We start from the raw sequence: 17,743 nt of genomic DNA on the forward strand, positions 1-17,743 counted from the left end.
TTAAAATCACTTATTAGTAGTTTTTAAATAAGCTATTAACCTATAATAGGTTTAGCTGTCGTCTTCCAAAAACTCGGATCAGCCATAAAAGGTTGTTTATATACGCGTTTACCAGTGGCGGCCTTCATTGCGTTGGCAATGGCTCCACCCGCCGGAGGCAACGTTGGCTCTCCCAAACCTGTAGGTGCCAACTCATTTTCTATAAAATGCATTTCCACTTCGGGAACTTCCTTCATTCGAATCAGCCTATATCTATCAAAATTTTTAGATTGGGGTACTCCATCTTTAAATGCAAAATCTCCGTACATCGCATGGCCAATACCATCAATGATTCCACCTTCTACTTGATTTCTAGCTCCTAGCGGATTAACGACGATACCACAATCGGCTACACAAGTTACTTTTTTAATTACGGGCATTTCGTTTTCCATTTGAACATCCGCAACCTCCGCAACGTGCGTATTATGGCAATAATAGGCTACAAAGCCTTGATAGACTCCTTCCGGTTGCTTGCCCCAACCTGATTTATCAACCACTTCTTTAATAACAGCCTGCAATCGCTCTGGGGAATATTGAATACGTTCATCTGTTGTTCCTTTAACCTTTTCCAGTAAATCCAATCGGAGTTGAACACGATCAACTTCCATCACCTCTGCCAACTCATCAAAAAAGCTTTGCTCCGCATAGGCCAGAAAATTGGTATAAGGGGCTCTCCATGCTCCGGTAGTAATTTTACTTGGATAACTGGCAACATCTACTTTGTAGTTTTCAACGGCACCCGCGGGAAAGAAATTAGGTATTAAGCCGTACATGTTACCATTGACAGCTGCCTCTTTAAGATAATACCCAGTTAGTTCCCCGTCTTTTACGGCTGCTTTTATGCGGTACTTGATTGCAGGGCGATATACGCCCATGGTCATGTCGTCTTCACGAGAAGATACCATTTTAACAGGTTTTCCAATGGCATCGGAAATTTCTGCGGCCTCATATACAAAGTCACCATAAAGGCGTCTTCCGAAACCACCGCCCATACGGGTCATTTCCAAAGAAATATCCTCGATATCACGGTCTAGCAACTGCGCTACCGTGTTTGCCGCCTCTTCAGGGGTTTGAACCGGACCGACCAAATGAATTTTCTCTGCCGTCACATTCGCAAAGAAATTCATCGGTTCCATGGTATTATGTGGTAGAAATGGTGACTCATAGGTACGTTCCAAAACCTTATCGGCTTCTGCAAACGCCTGATTCACATCGCCATCATTTCTTAAGGTGTTAAATTCCACACCATCGAGCAAGCTTACGAGCTTATCGTCTTGATATTTGGAATCTTCCAACGCACTAACATCCTTCCAGGTAGCTTTTATCGCTTTTTTTCCTTTAAAGGCATCCCATGTGGTTTTTGCAATGACTACTACTTTTTCGCTAGGGCTCAATTGGGCCGTCCAGCTTATTTTTTCCTTACTTAATAGTTCCTTGGCTTTTGCCCCTATTTTAATGACATCAATGACGCCTGGCATGGCTTTGGCTTCCTCGGCATCGAACGACTCCAATTCTTGACCAAAAGCAGGCGGTCGAAGTACTGCGGCATAAACCATACCCTCCGCTTTGTAATCGAGACCATATAAAGGTTTTCCAGTAACTATTTTGTCGATGTCGACATTTTTAATGTCTGCTCCTATTATCTTATAATCTTTGGGCTCCTTTAAGGTGACATTTTCGGGAATTTCCAGTACGGCTGCGTCTTCTACTACATCGCCATAACCCAAGGTTTCTCCTTTGCCGTTTGTAATTACTCCTTCACTTACCGTGCATTCTGAAGCTTCTATACCCCACCGTGCAGCTGCAGCATTGACCAACATTTGTTTGGCTGTGGCACCGGTCTGCCGCAAAGCATCCCAACCGTGTCTAATAGATTGGCTGCCACCGGCAACCTGACGGGTATAGTTTTTGGTGTCAAGCACCCCTTGTTCTACATAAACTTTATCCCAGGCCACATCTAATTCTTCAGCAATGAGCATTGGCATAGCTGTTTTTACACCTTGGCCTATTTCAGGGTTAGGTGAAAAAATGGTAACCGCACCATTTTTTGCAATTTTTATAAAAGCATTAAAATCAGAATAATCTAAACTGGCCAAATCGACCGGTACTTTTGCATCGGGTTTACAAGCTGTAAAAAGATTAAACCCAATCATTAGGCCACCACTGGCCAATGAGGAAGTTCGAATAAAATTACGTCGGCTGAATGTTATATTTGGTATTGAGGTTGACATGATGCGTGAATTAAATTAGTTAGACCCTAGACTTTGGGGAATAGTTATTGAAACTAGCTATTATCCCATTTTTTCCGCTGCCATTTCAACAGCTTTGAAAATCCGATTATAACTTGCGCACCGACATATGTTGCCGTGCATCGCATTTTTAATATCTTCCTTTGAAGGAGCCGGGTTGTTTTCGAGGAAAGCTGCCGCGGTCATGATTTGACCCGCTTGGCAATAACCACATTGCGGTACGTCAACTTCTTTCCAGGCTTCCTGTAGCGGATGGTAACCGTCTTCCGATAAGCCTTCGATCGTTGTTATAGATTTTCCTTCCACTTGTGCCAGGGTTGTGGAGCAACTGCGTATTGCACTGCCATCCAAATGAACTGTGCACGCCCCACATTGGGCAATACCACATCCGAATTTAGTACCTACTAAATCTAGATGGTCTCGCAACACCCATAATAAAGGAGTGTCTTCACTGACGTCGACCGAATGCGACTTTCCGTTGATGTTAAGTTGATAGGTTGCCATGACTTTTTAGTTAGTTTAATGAATTTTGCCTCTATAATCTTTACAAGTTATCAAAAAAAATAGATAACTAATGGCACTTTAACAGTTTCTTAAAAACGTCTTAAAATGAGGAAAGAAAGACTTCGAATGTATTTGGATGAAACTAAAACTACTTATTAAACCAATAGGTGAATTTTAAGGTCAACGCCCAGTCTCTCTTGGTAAAAGGGTCAATAAACTGATTGTTCGTATATACCAAGAACAAATCGGAAGCTGGGCTGTAACGCCATTGCAACCGTGAATTTAAATTGAAATTCTTTGCCTGTTCATTGTATTGGAACAAAGTGGCAAAAAACAATTTGTTGGTAAAAGTTATATCGACCTCTGAACCAATAAGCCAAAATTCGGTCTTATTCCAAGGTTCGGGCAAACTAATGTGATTATAGTTTAAATTGGCACTCAGGCTAACGAACGGTTGAAATCGATAGCCAAGTTCACTAGTTATACTGGTTCTACTACCGTCTGAGTAATACCCTCCCAAACGACCACCAAAGGCATAGGTAAAAAGACTTTGTGGTTTTGAGGCATAATCCCAGCCAATACCTGTCCAATAATGATCCGAACCTACATCAAGTAACTCTTTGCCCGATCGCGTAGGATCAAAAGGGGAAAGAAGCCCTACATATTCTTTGAATGTCACTAATTCAAAACTGCTACGATTACGGAAATTAAGACCATAGCTGATAATATTGACATTATCGGTCTTTTTGAAATTCTCATTGAAGTAGTATATACTTTCCCATTGAGGGCCATGACTCACAATTTTACTTTTTTCTGGAAAAAACAAATAGCCTATTTCCCCATTTAAGTTCACATATCCATTGCGGGGTACATACCCAACTTCTGCCCTATAATCTTTACCCACCCATTCTTCTTGTACGCGCCAATTCCATTTTCGATTCGTGTATTGCAAATGAGCCGCTTGACTTACGCCATCCCCGTCTTTATCAGGACTAAATGATTTTAAAAAGAAAGCTTTACCGCTCCATAAGGCATTGGAAGATGCTAAATTATACTCCATTCCCAGGTTACGATTGAATTTTGGATATAGCGTTTGTAGCGAATCGTTTTCAAGAGGATAATTGGTTGCTTGCTTATTAACCAACATAAGGCCAATACTCGAACGGCTGAATACTTTTCTTTGTAAGGAAAGCACCGCAAAATTTTGACTGGGTAGTCCGGTCTCATCGACATTTGCCGTTTGCATGTCCATAAGGCCTACACGCCATTTATTGTTCAGGTTGCCACTGATTCTAGCCCCGGCCTGAATAGGCACTCCAAGTCCTATTCGTCTAGAAAAGAACGGTCTTATGGTAGGGTAACCGAAACTGGCAAACAAATCACCGTTTTCAAGAAAAAATTGTCGTTTTTCCGGAAAAAAAAGTTCAAATCGGTCCAAATTAGTTACTTGTCGGTCTACTTCCACCTGTGAGAAATCTGGATTCACGGTCAGATCAAGATTCAATGAGGATGTCAAACTGAACTTCACATCTCCCCCGATTTTAAAATCATTTTCAGTTTTGTCGCCAACCTCATAGTTTTGGTTTAGCCCCCCCAATACATAAGGAATAATTGAAAAATTCACCCCTGGTGATGGTGGTGCTTCATCCCAAACCAAAGTCCCGGTATACGCAAGAGATGCCGTCGGAAGCTGACGAGGAATAGGGGTCCAACTTGACTTTTCGCTCGATTTTAAATCTAATCGACTAAAGTTAATGCCCCATTCCCGAACGCCATCTTCATATCTAATCGATTTAAACGGCAGCGCCATTTCAAAAACCCATTTTTCTTCACTGCGCGTTACTTCGGAGATCCATTTACTGTCCCAATTCAAATCGACACTGCCCCCATTGTACATAGTGCCGTCCCACTGTGCACCATAGGCATTGGCACCAAATGAAAAACCACTTGTCTGGTTGTTAAAGGGGTCCATAAACAATAAGAAGTTATCGTTTTTACCAAATGAAAAATCGCGCCGCAGCGACTCAACAAAATACCCTCCTTCCGCCTTATTGTAAAAAGTAGCCAATAGATAAATATTCTTATCATCATAAGCCATGCGAATCTCTGAGGTTTCATTTGCCTTATCCGTATCCATCGGCAATACCATAAAAAAGTCTTTGGCGACATCTGCGGTTGACCAGACTTGGTCATCCCCCACTCCATCAATAATAATCGGAGAACTAACTTTACGAATATGAATTTGAAAGGCTTCATTCTTTTTCTGGGCGAACACCTGTAGCGTCAGAGTCATGACAAAAGCCAAAAAGAATTGTTTCATTGTTTTGATAATAAATACATTAACGAGCTATAAATAAACCACTTACCAAAACTTACGCAGTAAAAAAACTTTAATTGATGGGATTATCTCAGTCTGCGTGGATGAAACTACGAATTTTTAGTCTTTCGATTTAACAATGTTTAACATTATTTTTTGCAGTGGCTTATACTTTAAAAGCCTTTTGGCCGTTGTGATGGTTGAACGTAAAAAAATTGAAAATGAAATCATGCTTTAATCTTCTTGGGCTTTTTTTTGCTGTAACCTTATTTGTATCCTGTGGAAATGCAGATGACGATGTAAATTTCGGACTGAATACAGGTGACGGACTGGGTAAGGGAAAACCGGTAGACGAATGTCTCGCGCTCGGTGAGAGCGATTTGATCTTGTCTATTCAAGAACAATATACTACGGCACCTGGAAAAGTGTCCATCTTTTTCAAAGTTTCCGATACAAATGGCAATCCCGTACCGGGTCTTACGGCCGAACAATTTACTATATATGAACAAGGTCGAAATGATACTTGTTTTAACACGATATCCACTTCTGAATCTCAAGCGCGTATTTCTCCAAACTCTCAAATTTTTAAAAACAACACGCTACTAGTTTTAGACCTTAGTAACAGTGTCTTGAGCAGTAGCTTAGAGGAATTAAAAGCGGCCGGCATCAGTTTTGTTGACAATGTAATGCCAGCTACGACGCAAGAATCTTTTAAAATGGCCATATATTGGTTTGACGGTGAAAACGAACTCCATCTTTTAAATGAATTGACAGATTCAAAGGAAGAATTAACAGCCTCTATAGAAGGAATAACCGATGACATCAGCAATGATCCTTCTACCGATCTTTACGGTGCCGTTATAAAATCTACCGATATTGCGTCCAGTTTATTGAACGAAAGCACCAAAGGCGGAAAAATCGGGGCAGCCTCGGTTGTTATTTTTACAGACGGTACCGATCAAGCTTCCCGTTATACACAACAGGCAGCTCAGAAAAAAGTAGATGATGCCGACCCCAACATTTCTTATTTCACAATCGGACTTGGAGCTGAGATTGACACTCAGGTGCTAACTGATTTGGGCAAAACGGCCAGTGTTTTTGCCACTAACAAAGATGAATTGGAAAGTACTTTCAACGATATCTCTTTCCGCGTATCACAACGGGCCAATAGCTTCTATCTTTTTGAGTATTGCAGCCCCAAACGTGATGGTAGTGGTGAGAATAACCTAGCGATTCAAGTCAAAGACGGAAGCCGCCAAGGTGCTGTACAGACTAAGTTTAACGCTACAGGTTTCACCGGTGGTTGTGAATAAAAAAATTAATAATTTTCTAAAAAGGCGCTTATTAAAAGCGCCTTTTTTTATATCCACAAATCACTAACAATCAGATTTTTAATTTTCCATTATCTCTCAGGGTATCTAAATTTTTAACCTTTCGATTATTCAGCTGACATCCTTATTCCGTTTCCTTGCGTATATGTCAGTGTAAGAATAAAATATAATACAAATAGAAAATGAAAAAATCGATTATTACAGGTACACTCGTTATTGCTTTTTTAGCCTCTTGTGTTTCAAAAAAGAAATATGTAGCGTTAGAGAATAATTTGCAAACGACACAAAGTGCCTTGACAAAAACGCAAGTTGAAAAAGAAGAGTTAGAATCGAAGATGTCTAAGATTGAAGCTCGGGTTACAGAATACAATGAAAAAATCAATTCATTAAAGGAAATCAACGATTCACAAATGACCTCAGTCGATGATGTTGCCGTGATGAGCAACAACACTAAGCAAAAAATGCGACAGACATTGGCCAAAGTGGATCCAAGTAAATTGTCACAAGCCAAAACATTACAAGATTCTATGAATTTGGCTGTTTCCTATAATCTGAAAAAGTCAATTTCAGATGATGAAAACGATATTGATGTTAGCATCGACAAAACGGTAGTTATGATCAATATCTCTGATAAATTACTCTTCAATAGTGGCAGTTATAGGGTCAGCAACAAAGCAGATAACATTTTAGGCAAATTGGCCGAGGTTATTAACTCAGAGCCTAGTATGGAGGTCATGGTGGAAGGTCATACCGATTCTAGAACCATAAATACCGAAATGTTTAGAAATAACTGGGACTTAAGCGTAAAGCGTGCAACCTCTGTAGTTGATATTCTACAAAATAAATATGGTGTTGATCCTGCAAAAATGATTGCCGCCGGACGTAGCAGCTATTTACCTTTAGTAGAAAATGACTCTAAAGAAAATATGTCAAAAAACAGACGTACCAAGATTGTCATTATTCCGAATTTAGACAAGTTCTTCGCGCTACTTGATGCGGAAAGCCTATAAATTTATTTAGTTATATTATAAAAGATAAGGGAGCCATTTTGGCTCCCTTTTTTTATTTTAATATTTTAGGTAGGGTTTTTGGTTCAACAATTGTTATATTGCAAACTACCCCATAGTTTTATGAACGCCTACATCCTTAAAAAAATGATGCTATTTAACTTTAAGAAAGAGAATCATGGATGTAATCAACGAAATAATGCAGTACAGTGCCCTTGGCGAATTGAATAAATGGTTCAGATATCTTGTCGTACTATTATTTTCGACAATTGTGACTATCTTATTTGTAATGATGGTACTTTTAATCGAGAATGGTGCTTATAGGAATATCCAATTCGGATATTAGCCCTATCGAAAGATCATAGCATTTTTAAAGGCCGAATTGAAAATCATTTTTTTGTCGTCATCGTTTAAATCAAACAAGAAACCGTTGATAACGGCGTAGTACGGCTTTCCGTTTTTTTCCAAGAAGAAAGTTGGGTTCTCCCCTACCTTAATCTGTAGATCGGGCACCTCATATTTCATGCCTATCATATGTATAGGAACGGGGGAATACAATTCTTTGTTGGAAATACCTTTGACCCGAATATAGGCATAGCCTAATTTTAATAGTGATCGAAAATCTAAACCTTTTAGGTTGGTTATAACTTCAGGATACACTTTTCCAGGTATTATCTTAAAGCCTGAAGCATCAAGCGTCTCATATCCGTAGTACGTAGAAAGATCGCCTTGGTCAAGAATACGGCTGCTGTACCAAAAGTCAGTATGGTCTTCAAGGTCGACTTCCAATCTATTGATGCCGACATCTAAAATGTAATCTTTTCCTAAAAGAGGATATGTCACGTTCGCTATCTTTAAATCGAACAATTTACGATCATTCTCAGGAATTTTCTCATAATCTTCGAGAGCCAGACCTTTATAATTCCCTTTGGCTATGGTATAAATGGCCGACAAAATCGATACGTAGTTCAATTTTCGTATCTCCTGTTTTTCTATGTCATTTTGATACCCTCCAGATTCAATCAAAATTGCACTAGTACCCCATTTTTGAATATTGTCACCAAAAGCCCGAGGTTCAAAATCGTCGTTATATCGTCCCACTTGACTTGGAGCGTATTTTTGAATGATATTATTCATAAAAATAATAACTTTCATAGCATTGCTCCGCACCTCATTGATATCTTTTTCGTAGTTATAGGCAGGGGCCAAATATGAGATAGTAGCCGGTTTTTCGGTGCGCTCGGCGTTATAATATGTACTTTGATCATGAAGGTTAAAACCGAAATCGGCATCTAAACTATCACGAACCCTTTTCAGCGTTCGTCCCTCTGGAGATTGTAAACGCAGTGCATCACGGTTAATATCTATTCCCAAGGTATTTCTCCGTTGAAAGACCTCTGCCCCATCAGGATTGAGCATAGGCAAAAAATGAAGTTTCAGGTTAGCCAATATAGCCGCCTTTTCCTTTTTTAAATGGTCACGCTCCAAAAAATTAAGAATATCAAAAATAGCTTGAGTAGCAGTAGGTTCATCACCGTGCATTTGCGACCAAAGAAAAACATCGATTTCCCCAGAGCCGATACTTATCAAACTTAAATCCCTGCCCTCAATCGATTCCCCGACCTTTTTTATCGTGAAATCAGGATTGGAACGATATTTCGAAATTAAAGGCTGAAGCTCATTATGCTTTATTCTGCGCCTGTCAAGAGTAGTCTCTTTAAACTGTTCATAGGTTTCATAAAGTGAAGTGGTAATATCGCTTTGTTGGCAAAAGGCGATACTACTCAAAAAAGTAAAAAAGAGAACGGCAATTTTTTTTATCATGAAATTATTGTTTTAAAGGAACCTGTTTAAAATTAAGATTTTTGGTGGCCTTTCTTACATCGCCCATAAATTTTTCACCAGGATCGGTTTTTTTTGTACGATATCCATCATCTTTCTCTAACCAGAGCTCATGCCCTTCGAAATTCGTGTATTCGTAGTGACCGATCACATACTCGATGTCATACTTTTTTGCCAAATATTTAACCAACCAGATATTCGATTTCAACTGTTCTTCGGTCAACGGGGTGTCTTCTGTACCCCCTACATTTTCTACGCCGATTGCGCAATGATTTAATCCGATAACATGCCGTCCCATCATAGTTTCCGGCATGAGGCGATATATCGTACCATCTTGGTCGATTAAAAAATGGGAAGAAACATTAAGGGGACTCATATTCTTAATGTCAGGGCGCCAGACAGGTAACTTAGGGCGTTCAAACGCATCAAATGACCCTTCAAAAGTCGGAATTGCCGTCCAATGTAACACAATCATACGGGGGATAATGGTGGGTTCAGCTTGCTCAAGCCCGTAGCGATCGGACAAATACTCCAAGGTTAGTTTTTCTCGCTCATCATTAAACATAATGGCTTTATCTACAATTTTTTTCGAACTCGAACAGGAGTATACTATCGTAAGAAAAGAGATTAGGATATAAAATGGTAGGCTCTTGTTTCTTGCTTTTTGGTGCATAGTTAGAACTTTATTCAGTTTCTTTTTTCGACGGCGTAATAAATTGTTTTTCCCTGTATACCCCATAATTTTGCTTTATCAATATCGTTCCCCATATATATATCGATGCTATTCTTCCATTTTCTATGCATCTTATCTTTTACCACATAAATTCCGGGCAATCCTTCAATCTTTACTTTGGTCATGTACCCAAGTCCTTGATTTATAAGGTCTTGAGAAACCGCAATACTTGGCTCTCCAGGTACTAAAGTATCGCCCCAAGCCGCTAACATTGGGTGGTTTTCTGTTTGGGATTCCACTGAATTGTAAGCCGAGACAGTAACTTCCAGCGGTTTCCAAGTATAGTTGTTATCGTCGCATCCCAGCATAAATACAAATACCAATAACCCCCAAATTTGGTTTCTAGTTTGTCTCATAATCATGGTTCAAATTTAATTGCGTACGGATTTAAAGACCGGTTTCTTTTATTACCGAAGGCTATATCACTAAGATAAATTCAATGCATATGGTATTTTTTCTCCTCTATAACATGCAATAATATTCTGAGCTGCATATTCTGCCATTCGATTTCGTGCATCAATTGTTGCAGAGCCTATGTGAGGGGTTACTGCTACATTTTCCATAAAAAGGAGCGGGTTATCTTTTTTCATGGGTTCAGGATTGGTAACATCTAAACCGGCACCCCATATTTCCCCTTCTTTCAATGCGTTTATCAGATCAGTTTCATTATGAACGCCACCTCGGGAAGTATTAATAAAAATAGCGGTTTTCTTCATTTTTACAAAAGCGTCTTTGTCAAATTTATTTCGAGTCTCATCAGTCAAAGCACAATGCAGGGAAAGGATGTCACTTTTTTGAAGTAGTTCTTCAAAATCGACTTTCTTGGCGTTCAATTCACGTTCTGCCTCCGAATTTACCGTTCGGTTGCAATAAATCACATCCATATTATAAGCTCCTTTACACCGTTTCGCCAATTCCATGCCTATAGTGCCCAAACCAAAGACACCTAAGGTCTTGTTTTTGAGCTCTTGGCCCAAATTAGCTTGGGGTCTAAAAAACTTCCATTCCCCTTCAATAATACGTTTGTGCATATAACACATCTTTCGGGCAGTAGCCAATATGAGACCAAAGGCAATATCAGCTGTCGCATCGGTCATGGCGTTGGGGGCATTCGCAATGGGAATATTAAAGCTTGTAGCCGCATCAACATCAATATTATCATAACCTACGGCATACTGTGAAATAATTTTTAAGTGGCTATGCTTTTTGAGAAAAGCAACATCGATACGATAACTTCCGGTAGATAGCAAGGCATCATGTTTTTGAGTAAGATCGTCTAATTCTTTAGGGGTCATCGGGCGCTCTTTGTCCCATTTGGTGACTTCTAGCCCTTCTTTTTTCATAAGCGCTATTCCTATTTCAGGAATATCCAAACAAACTAATACTTTCATTTATAATAATTAGGGGCGATCAACACGAATTATTCCAAGTAAATATCAGCCGTGTTTTTTGCCGTTTTCAATAATACAAGTTACAATTTAATAAAGTATTTTTATATTTAATTCAGCAGCAGAGAGCCTAATTATTTTTTAATAATTACCAAGAATTTTTAAATGAAGTTATTGAAACGCCTTGTTCCCTGGCTATTGCTTGTTCTTTTGATTCTGGTCGCATATTTCAATTATCCCAAGCTTACTATCATTTCAGGGTATGCATCAAAAAATATGGCTTCCGCCGTTTTTATTACCCATCGCACTCCCAAATCGGTTACAGACAGTGATAATAGTATTCCGTTGATTAACCTTACGGAAGTTGAATCAGAACCAACAATGGCCATGGCGACCATTTTTGGTCTTATGGAACGAAAAACAATCTGTCGCGAAGGTTTAGGTTGTGTTCTGATAAATGATTCGTACAATCCGAAAAGCCATATACCCACACCCCATAGGGAACTCATAAGCAACGAACTACCCTTCCCTTACGGAAATAATGGAACGAAGGATACCGTTTTTGACAATGTCGATTATGCTTTATTACAAAAAACTGTGGATAGTTTATTTTCTACAGAAAGTCAAAAAACGCGTACCGTTTTGGTTGCTTATAAAAATCAAATTGTTGCCGAACGTTATGCCGAGGGGTTTACAAAAGAAACCCCAATGTTGGGTTGGTCGATGACCAAGAGTGTCTTGGGTACCTTATATGGCATTTTAGCTCATCAGGAAAAATTAGATTTAGACAGCCCCGCCCCCATCGCATCATGGCAGAACGACGAGCGAAAGCATATTACTCTGAACCATCTATTGCGAATGCAAAGCGGATTGGAATGGGATGAAGACTATACTAAAATTTCAGATGTAACCCGTATGTTATTTTTGAATTCCGATATGACAACGGTTCAACAGGAAAAGAAGGCCATAGGCTCACCGACCGAAATTTGGAATTACTCTTCGGGAACGACCAATCTCTTGTCCGGTATTTTGCGGAAGCACTTCAACACCCATCAAGAATATTTAGATTTTCCATATACAGCCTTAATTGATAAAATAGGAATGAACTCTATGATTATCGAAGCTGATACAAAAGGGAACTTTGTCGGTTCTTCATATGGATGGGCGAACACAAGAGATTGGGCAAAATTCGGAATTCTTTATCTAAATAAAGGCTATTGGAACGGAGAACAATTATTTTCACCGGATTGGGTGGATTATATAAAACAACCCACAGTTAATTCAAATGGAACCTATGGTGCCCACTTTTGGCTGAATGCCGGTGGAAAATATCCAGACGTACCTCGAGACCTTTATTCAGCCAATGGTTTCCAGGGACAAAGGGTATTTATAATTCCGTCAAAAGATTTGGTAGTCGTTCGAACCGGTATTTCCGATGGGTCTGTTTTTGATGTGAACACCTTTTTAAAAGGTATCATTGCCTCTATTCGATAATAGGTCAAAACCTAAGGAATCCATTTATCCTTCCCGAAGTCGGGTTTCCGTTTTTCTAAAAAAGCATTTCTACCTTCTTTGGCTTCCTCCGTTCCATAGGCCAATCGCGTTGCCTCCCCGGCAAAAACCTGTTGCCCTACCATACCATCGTCTGTAAGGTTCATTGCAAACTTGAGCATTTTTATAGAAGTGGGCGACTTTTCAAGAATTTCCTGTGCCCATTGGTAGGCGGTATCTTCAAGTTCTTCATGGGGTATAACCGCATTGACCATTCCCATTTCATAAGCCTCTTGAGCAGAATAGTTTCTTCCTAAGAAAAAGATTTCACGCGCTTTTTTCTGCCCCACCATTTTAGCCAAATACGCAGACCCATAACCACCATCAAAACTGGTTACATCGGCATCGGTCTGTTTAAAGATAGCATGTTCTTTACTTGCCAGTGTAAGATCACAGACCACGTGCAAACTATGTCCGCCACCGACGGCCCAACCGGGTACCACGGCGATGACTGCTTTGGGCATAAACCGAATCTGGCGCTGTACTTCTAAAATATTGAGGCGGTGCATACCATCTTCACCGATATAGCCTTGTTCTCCCCTAGCCTTTTGATCGCCTCCACTACAGAACGAAAAGATACCATCTTTGGTCGAAGGTCCTTCGGCCGAAAGCAAAACCACTCCTATGCTAGTATCTTCCTGCGCATCATAAAAGGCTTGGTAAAGTTCACTAGTGGTTTTAGGGCGAAAAGCATTTCGAACGTTGGGACGATTAAAGGCAATACGGGCTACGCCATTAGATTTCCTATAAGTAATATCTTCAAACTCTTTGGCTGTTTTCCAGTTGGGCTTTTGCATTGGCATCTATTTTACTGCTTTGCAAAATACTATTATTTGGGGAAAGACAAAGACAATTCGGCAAAGTGTTTTTGCTTATTTTTATTATGTAAACTTTGCTAAAAGGTGATATTTACAAAGGGAATAATGGGGCTGCTGTAAACACTCTCATCCGAATCATATAAGATATTGTACTTCGCACCAAGTGAAATTTTATCGGTAATATTAAAGCCTGCACCAACAAATAAGGCAGAGTCCCAATAATCTTTTTTGGTGTCCCCCGTAACTGCTTCCGTTGTGGTATTTACCTTTAGTTGGGCAAATTCCAATAGCATGGTAAGTTTTTTAATCGGACTGTACTGGCTCAGAACATTCGCTCCAAAAGTGGTGGTGCTCTGTAAGTCTTTGATCGAGGTATAATTCCCCTGAAGCCCTACGCCGAAACTTACTGTATTGCTGACATCGTATATAAGATTGGGCGATAGGCCAATATTGGTGCCGCCGACAAAACTCAATCCAAACCCACAACCAAATTTTAACCTTCTATCTACTTTTGCCGTGCTGTCTACAACTGTGACTTCTGTGGCTTGTGAAAATAAATCTTCGCTAGAGACAAAAACTATCATTACAATTACTATTCTCAAAAGTATTCTTTTCATTATTTAAGAGGTTCGTTAAAAAAAACTATCTACCCAAGATATATCTTTTTTATGAAATTTTATGATATTTCTTCATAGTGCCCAGATAACGGAATTTACAATTACACCTTAAAAAAATATTTTGAGGATTAGCCAAAACCTTTAATGCTCATGGTCAAGAATACCACATATAATTTTCACATTATGACATAATAATTATCCTACATATACAGTAGGTTATCCCAATTTAATCTATTTTAGTAAAAATTTAGGTGTGTAAAACAAGACATATTGTCACTTATATTTGAGTTTTACATGGCGTAGCAGTGTTTAATTTCCTGCTAAATATTATATTAGCAATACTACCAATGGGTACTAAGAATCAAAAAAATCAAACTATCGATATTGAGCCAATTGATATTAATGCCATTGCGCGAATAGGTTCTTGGGAATTGCTTTTGGAAACAAAGACGTTTGTATTTAACAAAATATCTTGCGATATTTTAGAAATACCACAAGGCATATTAAAACTAGATGAATGTTCGTCTTACTTCAAAAACGATTCTTTTGCGGCGCAAATTTGCAAAGGAATTGATGACGTGCTAGCTGCCCAGATGCCATTTGATCAAGAAATAGAATTAAAAACAGCCCAAAATAAAGTTATTTGGGTTCATTTGGTAGCGCAGGGAATATACAACGATAATAAATGTGTAAAAATTGCTGGTATTTTACAGGATATTAGCAAACAGAAAGCATTGGAGAATAAACTGATTCAAAAGGATGAGCTTCTAAACTTCACCATAAACAAGGCTTCTTTAGGTTACTGGGAGTGGAATTTAGATTCCAATCTGGTAACATGTTCCGAAAATGTTTATAGCCTACCTGGCATTGAAGAAGATACACCAATTACCATTGATACAATGATAAACGCTGTACACCCCGAAGATGTCGAAATGGTGCGTGAACATATAACGAAATCGGTAAAGACAAAATCTTTTGAAACACTTTTTCATCGGTACATTATAGATGATGGCGCCGAAAGAACAATGCAAGTTTTAGGAGATTTCATAAGTGATGAGACTGGTAAAATAACCAGTATGCTTTGCATTTCTCAAGATATTTCGACTAAAAAGCACTTCGAGACTGAACTATTGAAAAAAAACCAAATTTTCAATGTTGTTCAGCGAAGAGCACTGCTAGGGCATTGGCAATGGGATCTCAAGACTAAATTAGTAACCTGTTCCGAGAATATGTCTGACCTGCTTGAGATTGAGCATAATAAAAATTTCGCTGTAAGTACGCTCTTAAAAGATGTGCATCCAGAAGACTTGGAAAGCGTTCATGCAAATCTGGAAAACACAATTAAAACCAAAAAATTCAAGAGTTTCTCTCATCGTATTGTTATAGATGGTGACGTAAGAGAGATTCAAGTAAATGGAAAGGTCAATATTGATAAAAATGGGGATGTGCTAAATGTCTTGGGTATTTCCCAAGATATAACCAAACTAAAGAGCATTGAGAACAAATTGCTGGAAAATAACCGACTTCTAAATTTTGCCGAACAAAAGGCCACGTTGGGCAATTGGTCTTGGAACCTTGTCACCAACGATGTTACTTGGTCGAAAAATCTTTATCACATATTCGATATCCAAGAAGGCGCACAAATTTCCGTTGATACCTTATTCAATTATGTTCATCCCGAGGATTTAGAAAAAATGCGGGAAAGTATTGCCGAAGCCATTAGAAAAAAATCTTTTGATGATTTTCTATTGCATAGGATTGTTTTAGACAATGGTACGATTAAAACGCTTCGTGTCTCGGGAGAAGTGTTCACCAATGAAAAAGACGAAGTAATAGAAATTGTAGGGATAAGTCAGGACGTAACAGAAGCATATAAAAATGAAAGGGACTTACTGAAAAAAAATCAAATCTTGAATTTTGGCGAGCAAATTTCCAAAATAGGCAATTGGCAGTGGAACTTAATCACCAACGATGTAAAATGGTCAAAAAACCTATATCGTATTTTTGATCATGAAACTAGCTCAGGAATAACTTTTGATATTTACTTTGAGTATGTACATATTGATGATAGGCCAAAAGTAACTGCTTTTATAGATAAACTTTTTAACAACAAATCTTTTGAAAAAATAATACACCGTATCGTTTTAAAAGATGGAACGATTAGGACTGTAGAACTATCGGCAACTGTCAATGCCGATCTATCAGGAGAATTGGTTGAAATGTTGGGGACATGCCAAGACATAACCGCGCAGCGTTCAGAGGAAATTAAATTTAGAGGCTTGTTAGAGTCCGCACCAAATGCCACACTAATTATAAACGAAGATTCTATCATCCAAGACATAAATAAACAGGCCGAAAAATTGTTTGGTTACAGGCCTCAAGAATTAGTAGGTCAATCGGTAGATATGTTGGTTCCATCAAGATTTGCGGCGAAGCGGGCACAATACAAAAAGTCGTTTTTAGTCAGTCAACGCGTACAGATTATGGACATTGGGGAAGACCTGTATATGATTAAAAAGAAGGGAGAGGAAATACCCGTACAAATAACACTCGGGCCACTACAAACGGAAGAAGGCCTTTTGATTTCGGTCGCGATACGGGATATAAGCGTTGAAAGATTGGCCGAACGCAATATACTGGAAGCTAAAGACCATTTAGAATTGCTTACCGAGGAGCTAATGGCTCAAAACCATAAACTTGCCGATTTTACCCAAATAACTTCCCACAATCTGCGGGCACCAGTAAGTAACCTAAACAGTATTTTGGAACTCTATAAATTTTCCGAAGATGAGGAAGAACGGACCGAGCTATTTGAAAAGTTTGAAATTGTAATTGATCATCTTACATTGACCTTGAATACGCTCATAGAGGTTTTAAAAACTAAAAGTGAGAAATCAATAGAACGCAGCGAAGTCTCATTTACCAAGACTTTGAAAAAAACAGAAGATATACTTCTTGCCCAAATTTCGAAAAGCGGTACATCTATTAGATGTGATTTCTCACAAATCGATAAGTTATCGTATAACCAAATTTATTTAGAGAGTATTTTTCAAAATATCATTGGTAACGCCATTAAGTATCGACACCCAGAACGAAGCCCTGAAATTATCGTGACTTCCGAAATCGAAAATGAAACTATAAGATTAAGTTTTAAGGATAATGGACTCGGAATCGATCTAAAAAGACATGGACATAAGCTATTCGGCCTAAACAAAGTTTTTCACAATCACCCGGAAGCTAAGGGTGTAGGGTTATTTATGACCAAAGCCCAAATAGAAGCTATGGGAGGAAAAATTTCGGCGCAAAGCCAGGTTAGCGAAGGTTCCATTTTTACTATTGAATTTTAA

General features: G+C 38.9%; 13 protein-coding genes. 4 read left to right on the forward strand and 9 right to left on the reverse strand.

The genetic code is table 11. The annotated features are described in order from the left end of the window. Nucleotides 1–35: 35 nt before the first annotated feature. The 3 genes from BLS33_RS01240 to BLS33_RS01250 form a co-directional block, all read right to left on the reverse strand. Nucleotides 36–2,270, reverse strand: a complete 2,235-nt coding sequence (locus tag BLS33_RS01240) for a xanthine dehydrogenase family protein molybdopterin-binding subunit (protein WP_089884486.1) — start codon at nt 2,268–2,270, stop codon at nt 36–38. Nucleotides 2,271–2,330: 60 nt separating this feature from the next. Beyond that, the gene (locus tag BLS33_RS01245; protein WP_089884488.1) at nt 2,331–2,792 is read right to left on the reverse strand and encodes a (2Fe-2S)-binding protein; all 462 of its coding nucleotides are present in this window, start codon (nt 2,790–2,792) and stop codon (nt 2,331–2,333) included. A gap of 148 nt (nt 2,793–2,940) precedes the next feature. Continuing rightward, nucleotides 2,941–5,112, reverse strand: a complete 2,172-nt coding sequence (locus BLS33_RS01250) for a DUF5916 domain-containing protein (protein ID WP_089884490.1) — start codon at nt 5,110–5,112, stop codon at nt 2,941–2,943. Between the two features lie 218 nt (nt 5,113–5,330). Here BLS33_RS01250 and BLS33_RS01255 point away from each other — a divergent pair, with 218 nt between their 5' ends. After that, nucleotides 5,331–6,422, forward strand: a complete 1,092-nt coding sequence (locus BLS33_RS01255; protein WP_089884492.1) for a vWA domain-containing protein — start codon at nt 5,331–5,333, stop codon at nt 6,420–6,422. Nucleotides 6,423–6,622: 200 nt separating this feature from the next. Next, nucleotides 6,623–7,450, forward strand: a complete 828-nt coding sequence (locus BLS33_RS01260) for an OmpA/MotB family protein (RefSeq protein WP_089884493.1) — start codon at nt 6,623–6,625, stop codon at nt 7,448–7,450. A gap of 345 nt (nt 7,451–7,795) precedes the next feature. On the opposite strand, the gene BLS33_RS01265 is transcribed toward BLS33_RS01260, so the two are convergent. The 4 genes from BLS33_RS01265 to BLS33_RS01280 form a co-directional block, all read right to left on the reverse strand. After that, complete coding sequence (locus tag BLS33_RS01265; protein WP_089884495.1) at nt 7,796–9,271, reverse strand: M14 family metallopeptidase; 1,476 nt, start codon at nt 9,269–9,271, stop codon at nt 7,796–7,798. A gap of 4 nt (nt 9,272–9,275) precedes the next feature. Beyond that, a complete protein-coding gene (locus BLS33_RS01270) occupies nt 9,276–9,962 on the reverse strand; it encodes a peptidoglycan recognition protein family protein (RefSeq protein ID WP_089884497.1) in 687 nt (228 codons plus the stop codon). Between the two features lie 14 nt (nt 9,963–9,976). After that, the gene (locus tag BLS33_RS01275; RefSeq protein WP_245731239.1) at nt 9,977–10,378 is read right to left on the reverse strand and encodes a 3D domain-containing protein; all 402 of its coding nucleotides are present in this window, start codon (nt 10,376–10,378) and stop codon (nt 9,977–9,979) included. Between the two features lie 69 nt (nt 10,379–10,447). Beyond that, nucleotides 10,448–11,413 carry a 2-hydroxyacid dehydrogenase gene (locus tag BLS33_RS01280; protein WP_089884498.1) on the reverse strand — a complete coding sequence of 322 codons (966 nt, stop codon included), beginning with the start codon at nt 11,411–11,413 and terminating at the stop codon, nt 10,448–10,450. A gap of 162 nt (nt 11,414–11,575) precedes the next feature. Between BLS33_RS01280 and BLS33_RS01285 the strand changes: the two genes are divergently transcribed. Beyond that, complete coding sequence (locus BLS33_RS01285) at nt 11,576–12,904, forward strand: serine hydrolase domain-containing protein (protein ID WP_089884500.1); 1,329 nt, start codon at nt 11,576–11,578, stop codon at nt 12,902–12,904. An 11-nt stretch (nt 12,905–12,915) separates the two neighbouring features. On the opposite strand, the gene BLS33_RS01290 is transcribed toward BLS33_RS01285, so the two are convergent. Further along, nucleotides 12,916–13,758 carry a 1,4-dihydroxy-2-naphthoyl-CoA synthase gene (locus BLS33_RS01290; protein WP_089884502.1) on the reverse strand — a complete coding sequence of 281 codons (843 nt, stop codon included), beginning with the start codon at nt 13,756–13,758 and terminating at the stop codon, nt 12,916–12,918. A gap of 98 nt (nt 13,759–13,856) precedes the next feature. Next, nucleotides 13,857–14,396, reverse strand: a complete 540-nt coding sequence (locus tag BLS33_RS01295; protein ID WP_089884504.1) for a hypothetical protein — start codon at nt 14,394–14,396, stop codon at nt 13,857–13,859. 347 nt (nt 14,397–14,743) lie between these two features. On the opposite strand from BLS33_RS01295, the gene BLS33_RS01300 reads away from it, so the two are divergent. After that, on the forward strand, nt 14,744–17,743 hold the full coding sequence (locus BLS33_RS01300) for a PAS domain-containing sensor histidine kinase (protein ID WP_089884506.1): 3,000 nt from the start codon (nt 14,744–14,746) through the stop codon (nt 17,741–17,743).

Origin of the sequence: Kriegella aquimaris (assembly GCF_900103215.1) — a bacterium.
GTDB classification, from domain to species: domain Bacteria; phylum Bacteroidota; class Bacteroidia; order Flavobacteriales; family Flavobacteriaceae; genus Kriegella; species Kriegella aquimaris.

Bases quoted from the DNA above. Each gene is read 5' to 3' on its own strand.
- BLS33_RS01255 (WP_089884492.1), top strand. From the start codon at position 5,331: ATGAAATCATGCTTTAATCTTCTTGGGCTTTTTTTTGCTGTAACCTTA.
- BLS33_RS01240 (WP_089884486.1), bottom strand. From the start codon at position 2,270: ATGTCAACCTCAATACCAAATATAACATTCAGCCGACGTAATTTTATT.
- BLS33_RS01260 (WP_089884493.1), top strand. From the start codon at position 6,623: ATGAAAAAATCGATTATTACAGGTACACTCGTTATTGCTTTTTTAGCC.
- BLS33_RS01270 (WP_089884497.1), bottom strand. From the start codon at position 9,962: ATGCACCAAAAAGCAAGAAACAAGAGCCTACCATTTTATATCCTAATC.
- BLS33_RS01250 (WP_089884490.1), bottom strand. From the start codon at position 5,112: ATGAAACAATTCTTTTTGGCTTTTGTCATGACTCTGACGCTACAGGTG.
- BLS33_RS01245 (WP_089884488.1), bottom strand. From the start codon at position 2,792: ATGGCAACCTATCAACTTAACATCAACGGAAAGTCGCATTCGGTCGAC.
- BLS33_RS01290 (WP_089884502.1), bottom strand. From the start codon at position 13,758: ATGCAAAAGCCCAACTGGAAAACAGCCAAAGAGTTTGAAGATATTACT.
- BLS33_RS01265 (WP_089884495.1), bottom strand. From the start codon at position 9,271: ATGATAAAAAAAATTGCCGTTCTCTTTTTTACTTTTTTGAGTAGTATC.
- BLS33_RS01275 (WP_245731239.1), bottom strand. From the start codon at position 10,378: ATGAGACAAACTAGAAACCAAATTTGGGGGTTATTGGTATTTGTATTT.
- BLS33_RS01295 (WP_089884504.1), bottom strand. From the start codon at position 14,396: ATGAAAAGAATACTTTTGAGAATAGTAATTGTAATGATAGTTTTTGTC.
- BLS33_RS01300 (WP_089884506.1), top strand. From the start codon at position 14,744: ATGGGTACTAAGAATCAAAAAAATCAAACTATCGATATTGAGCCAATT.
- BLS33_RS01280 (WP_089884498.1), bottom strand. From the start codon at position 11,413: ATGAAAGTATTAGTTTGTTTGGATATTCCTGAAATAGGAATAGCGCTT.
- BLS33_RS01285 (WP_089884500.1), top strand. From the start codon at position 11,576: ATGAAGTTATTGAAACGCCTTGTTCCCTGGCTATTGCTTGTTCTTTTG.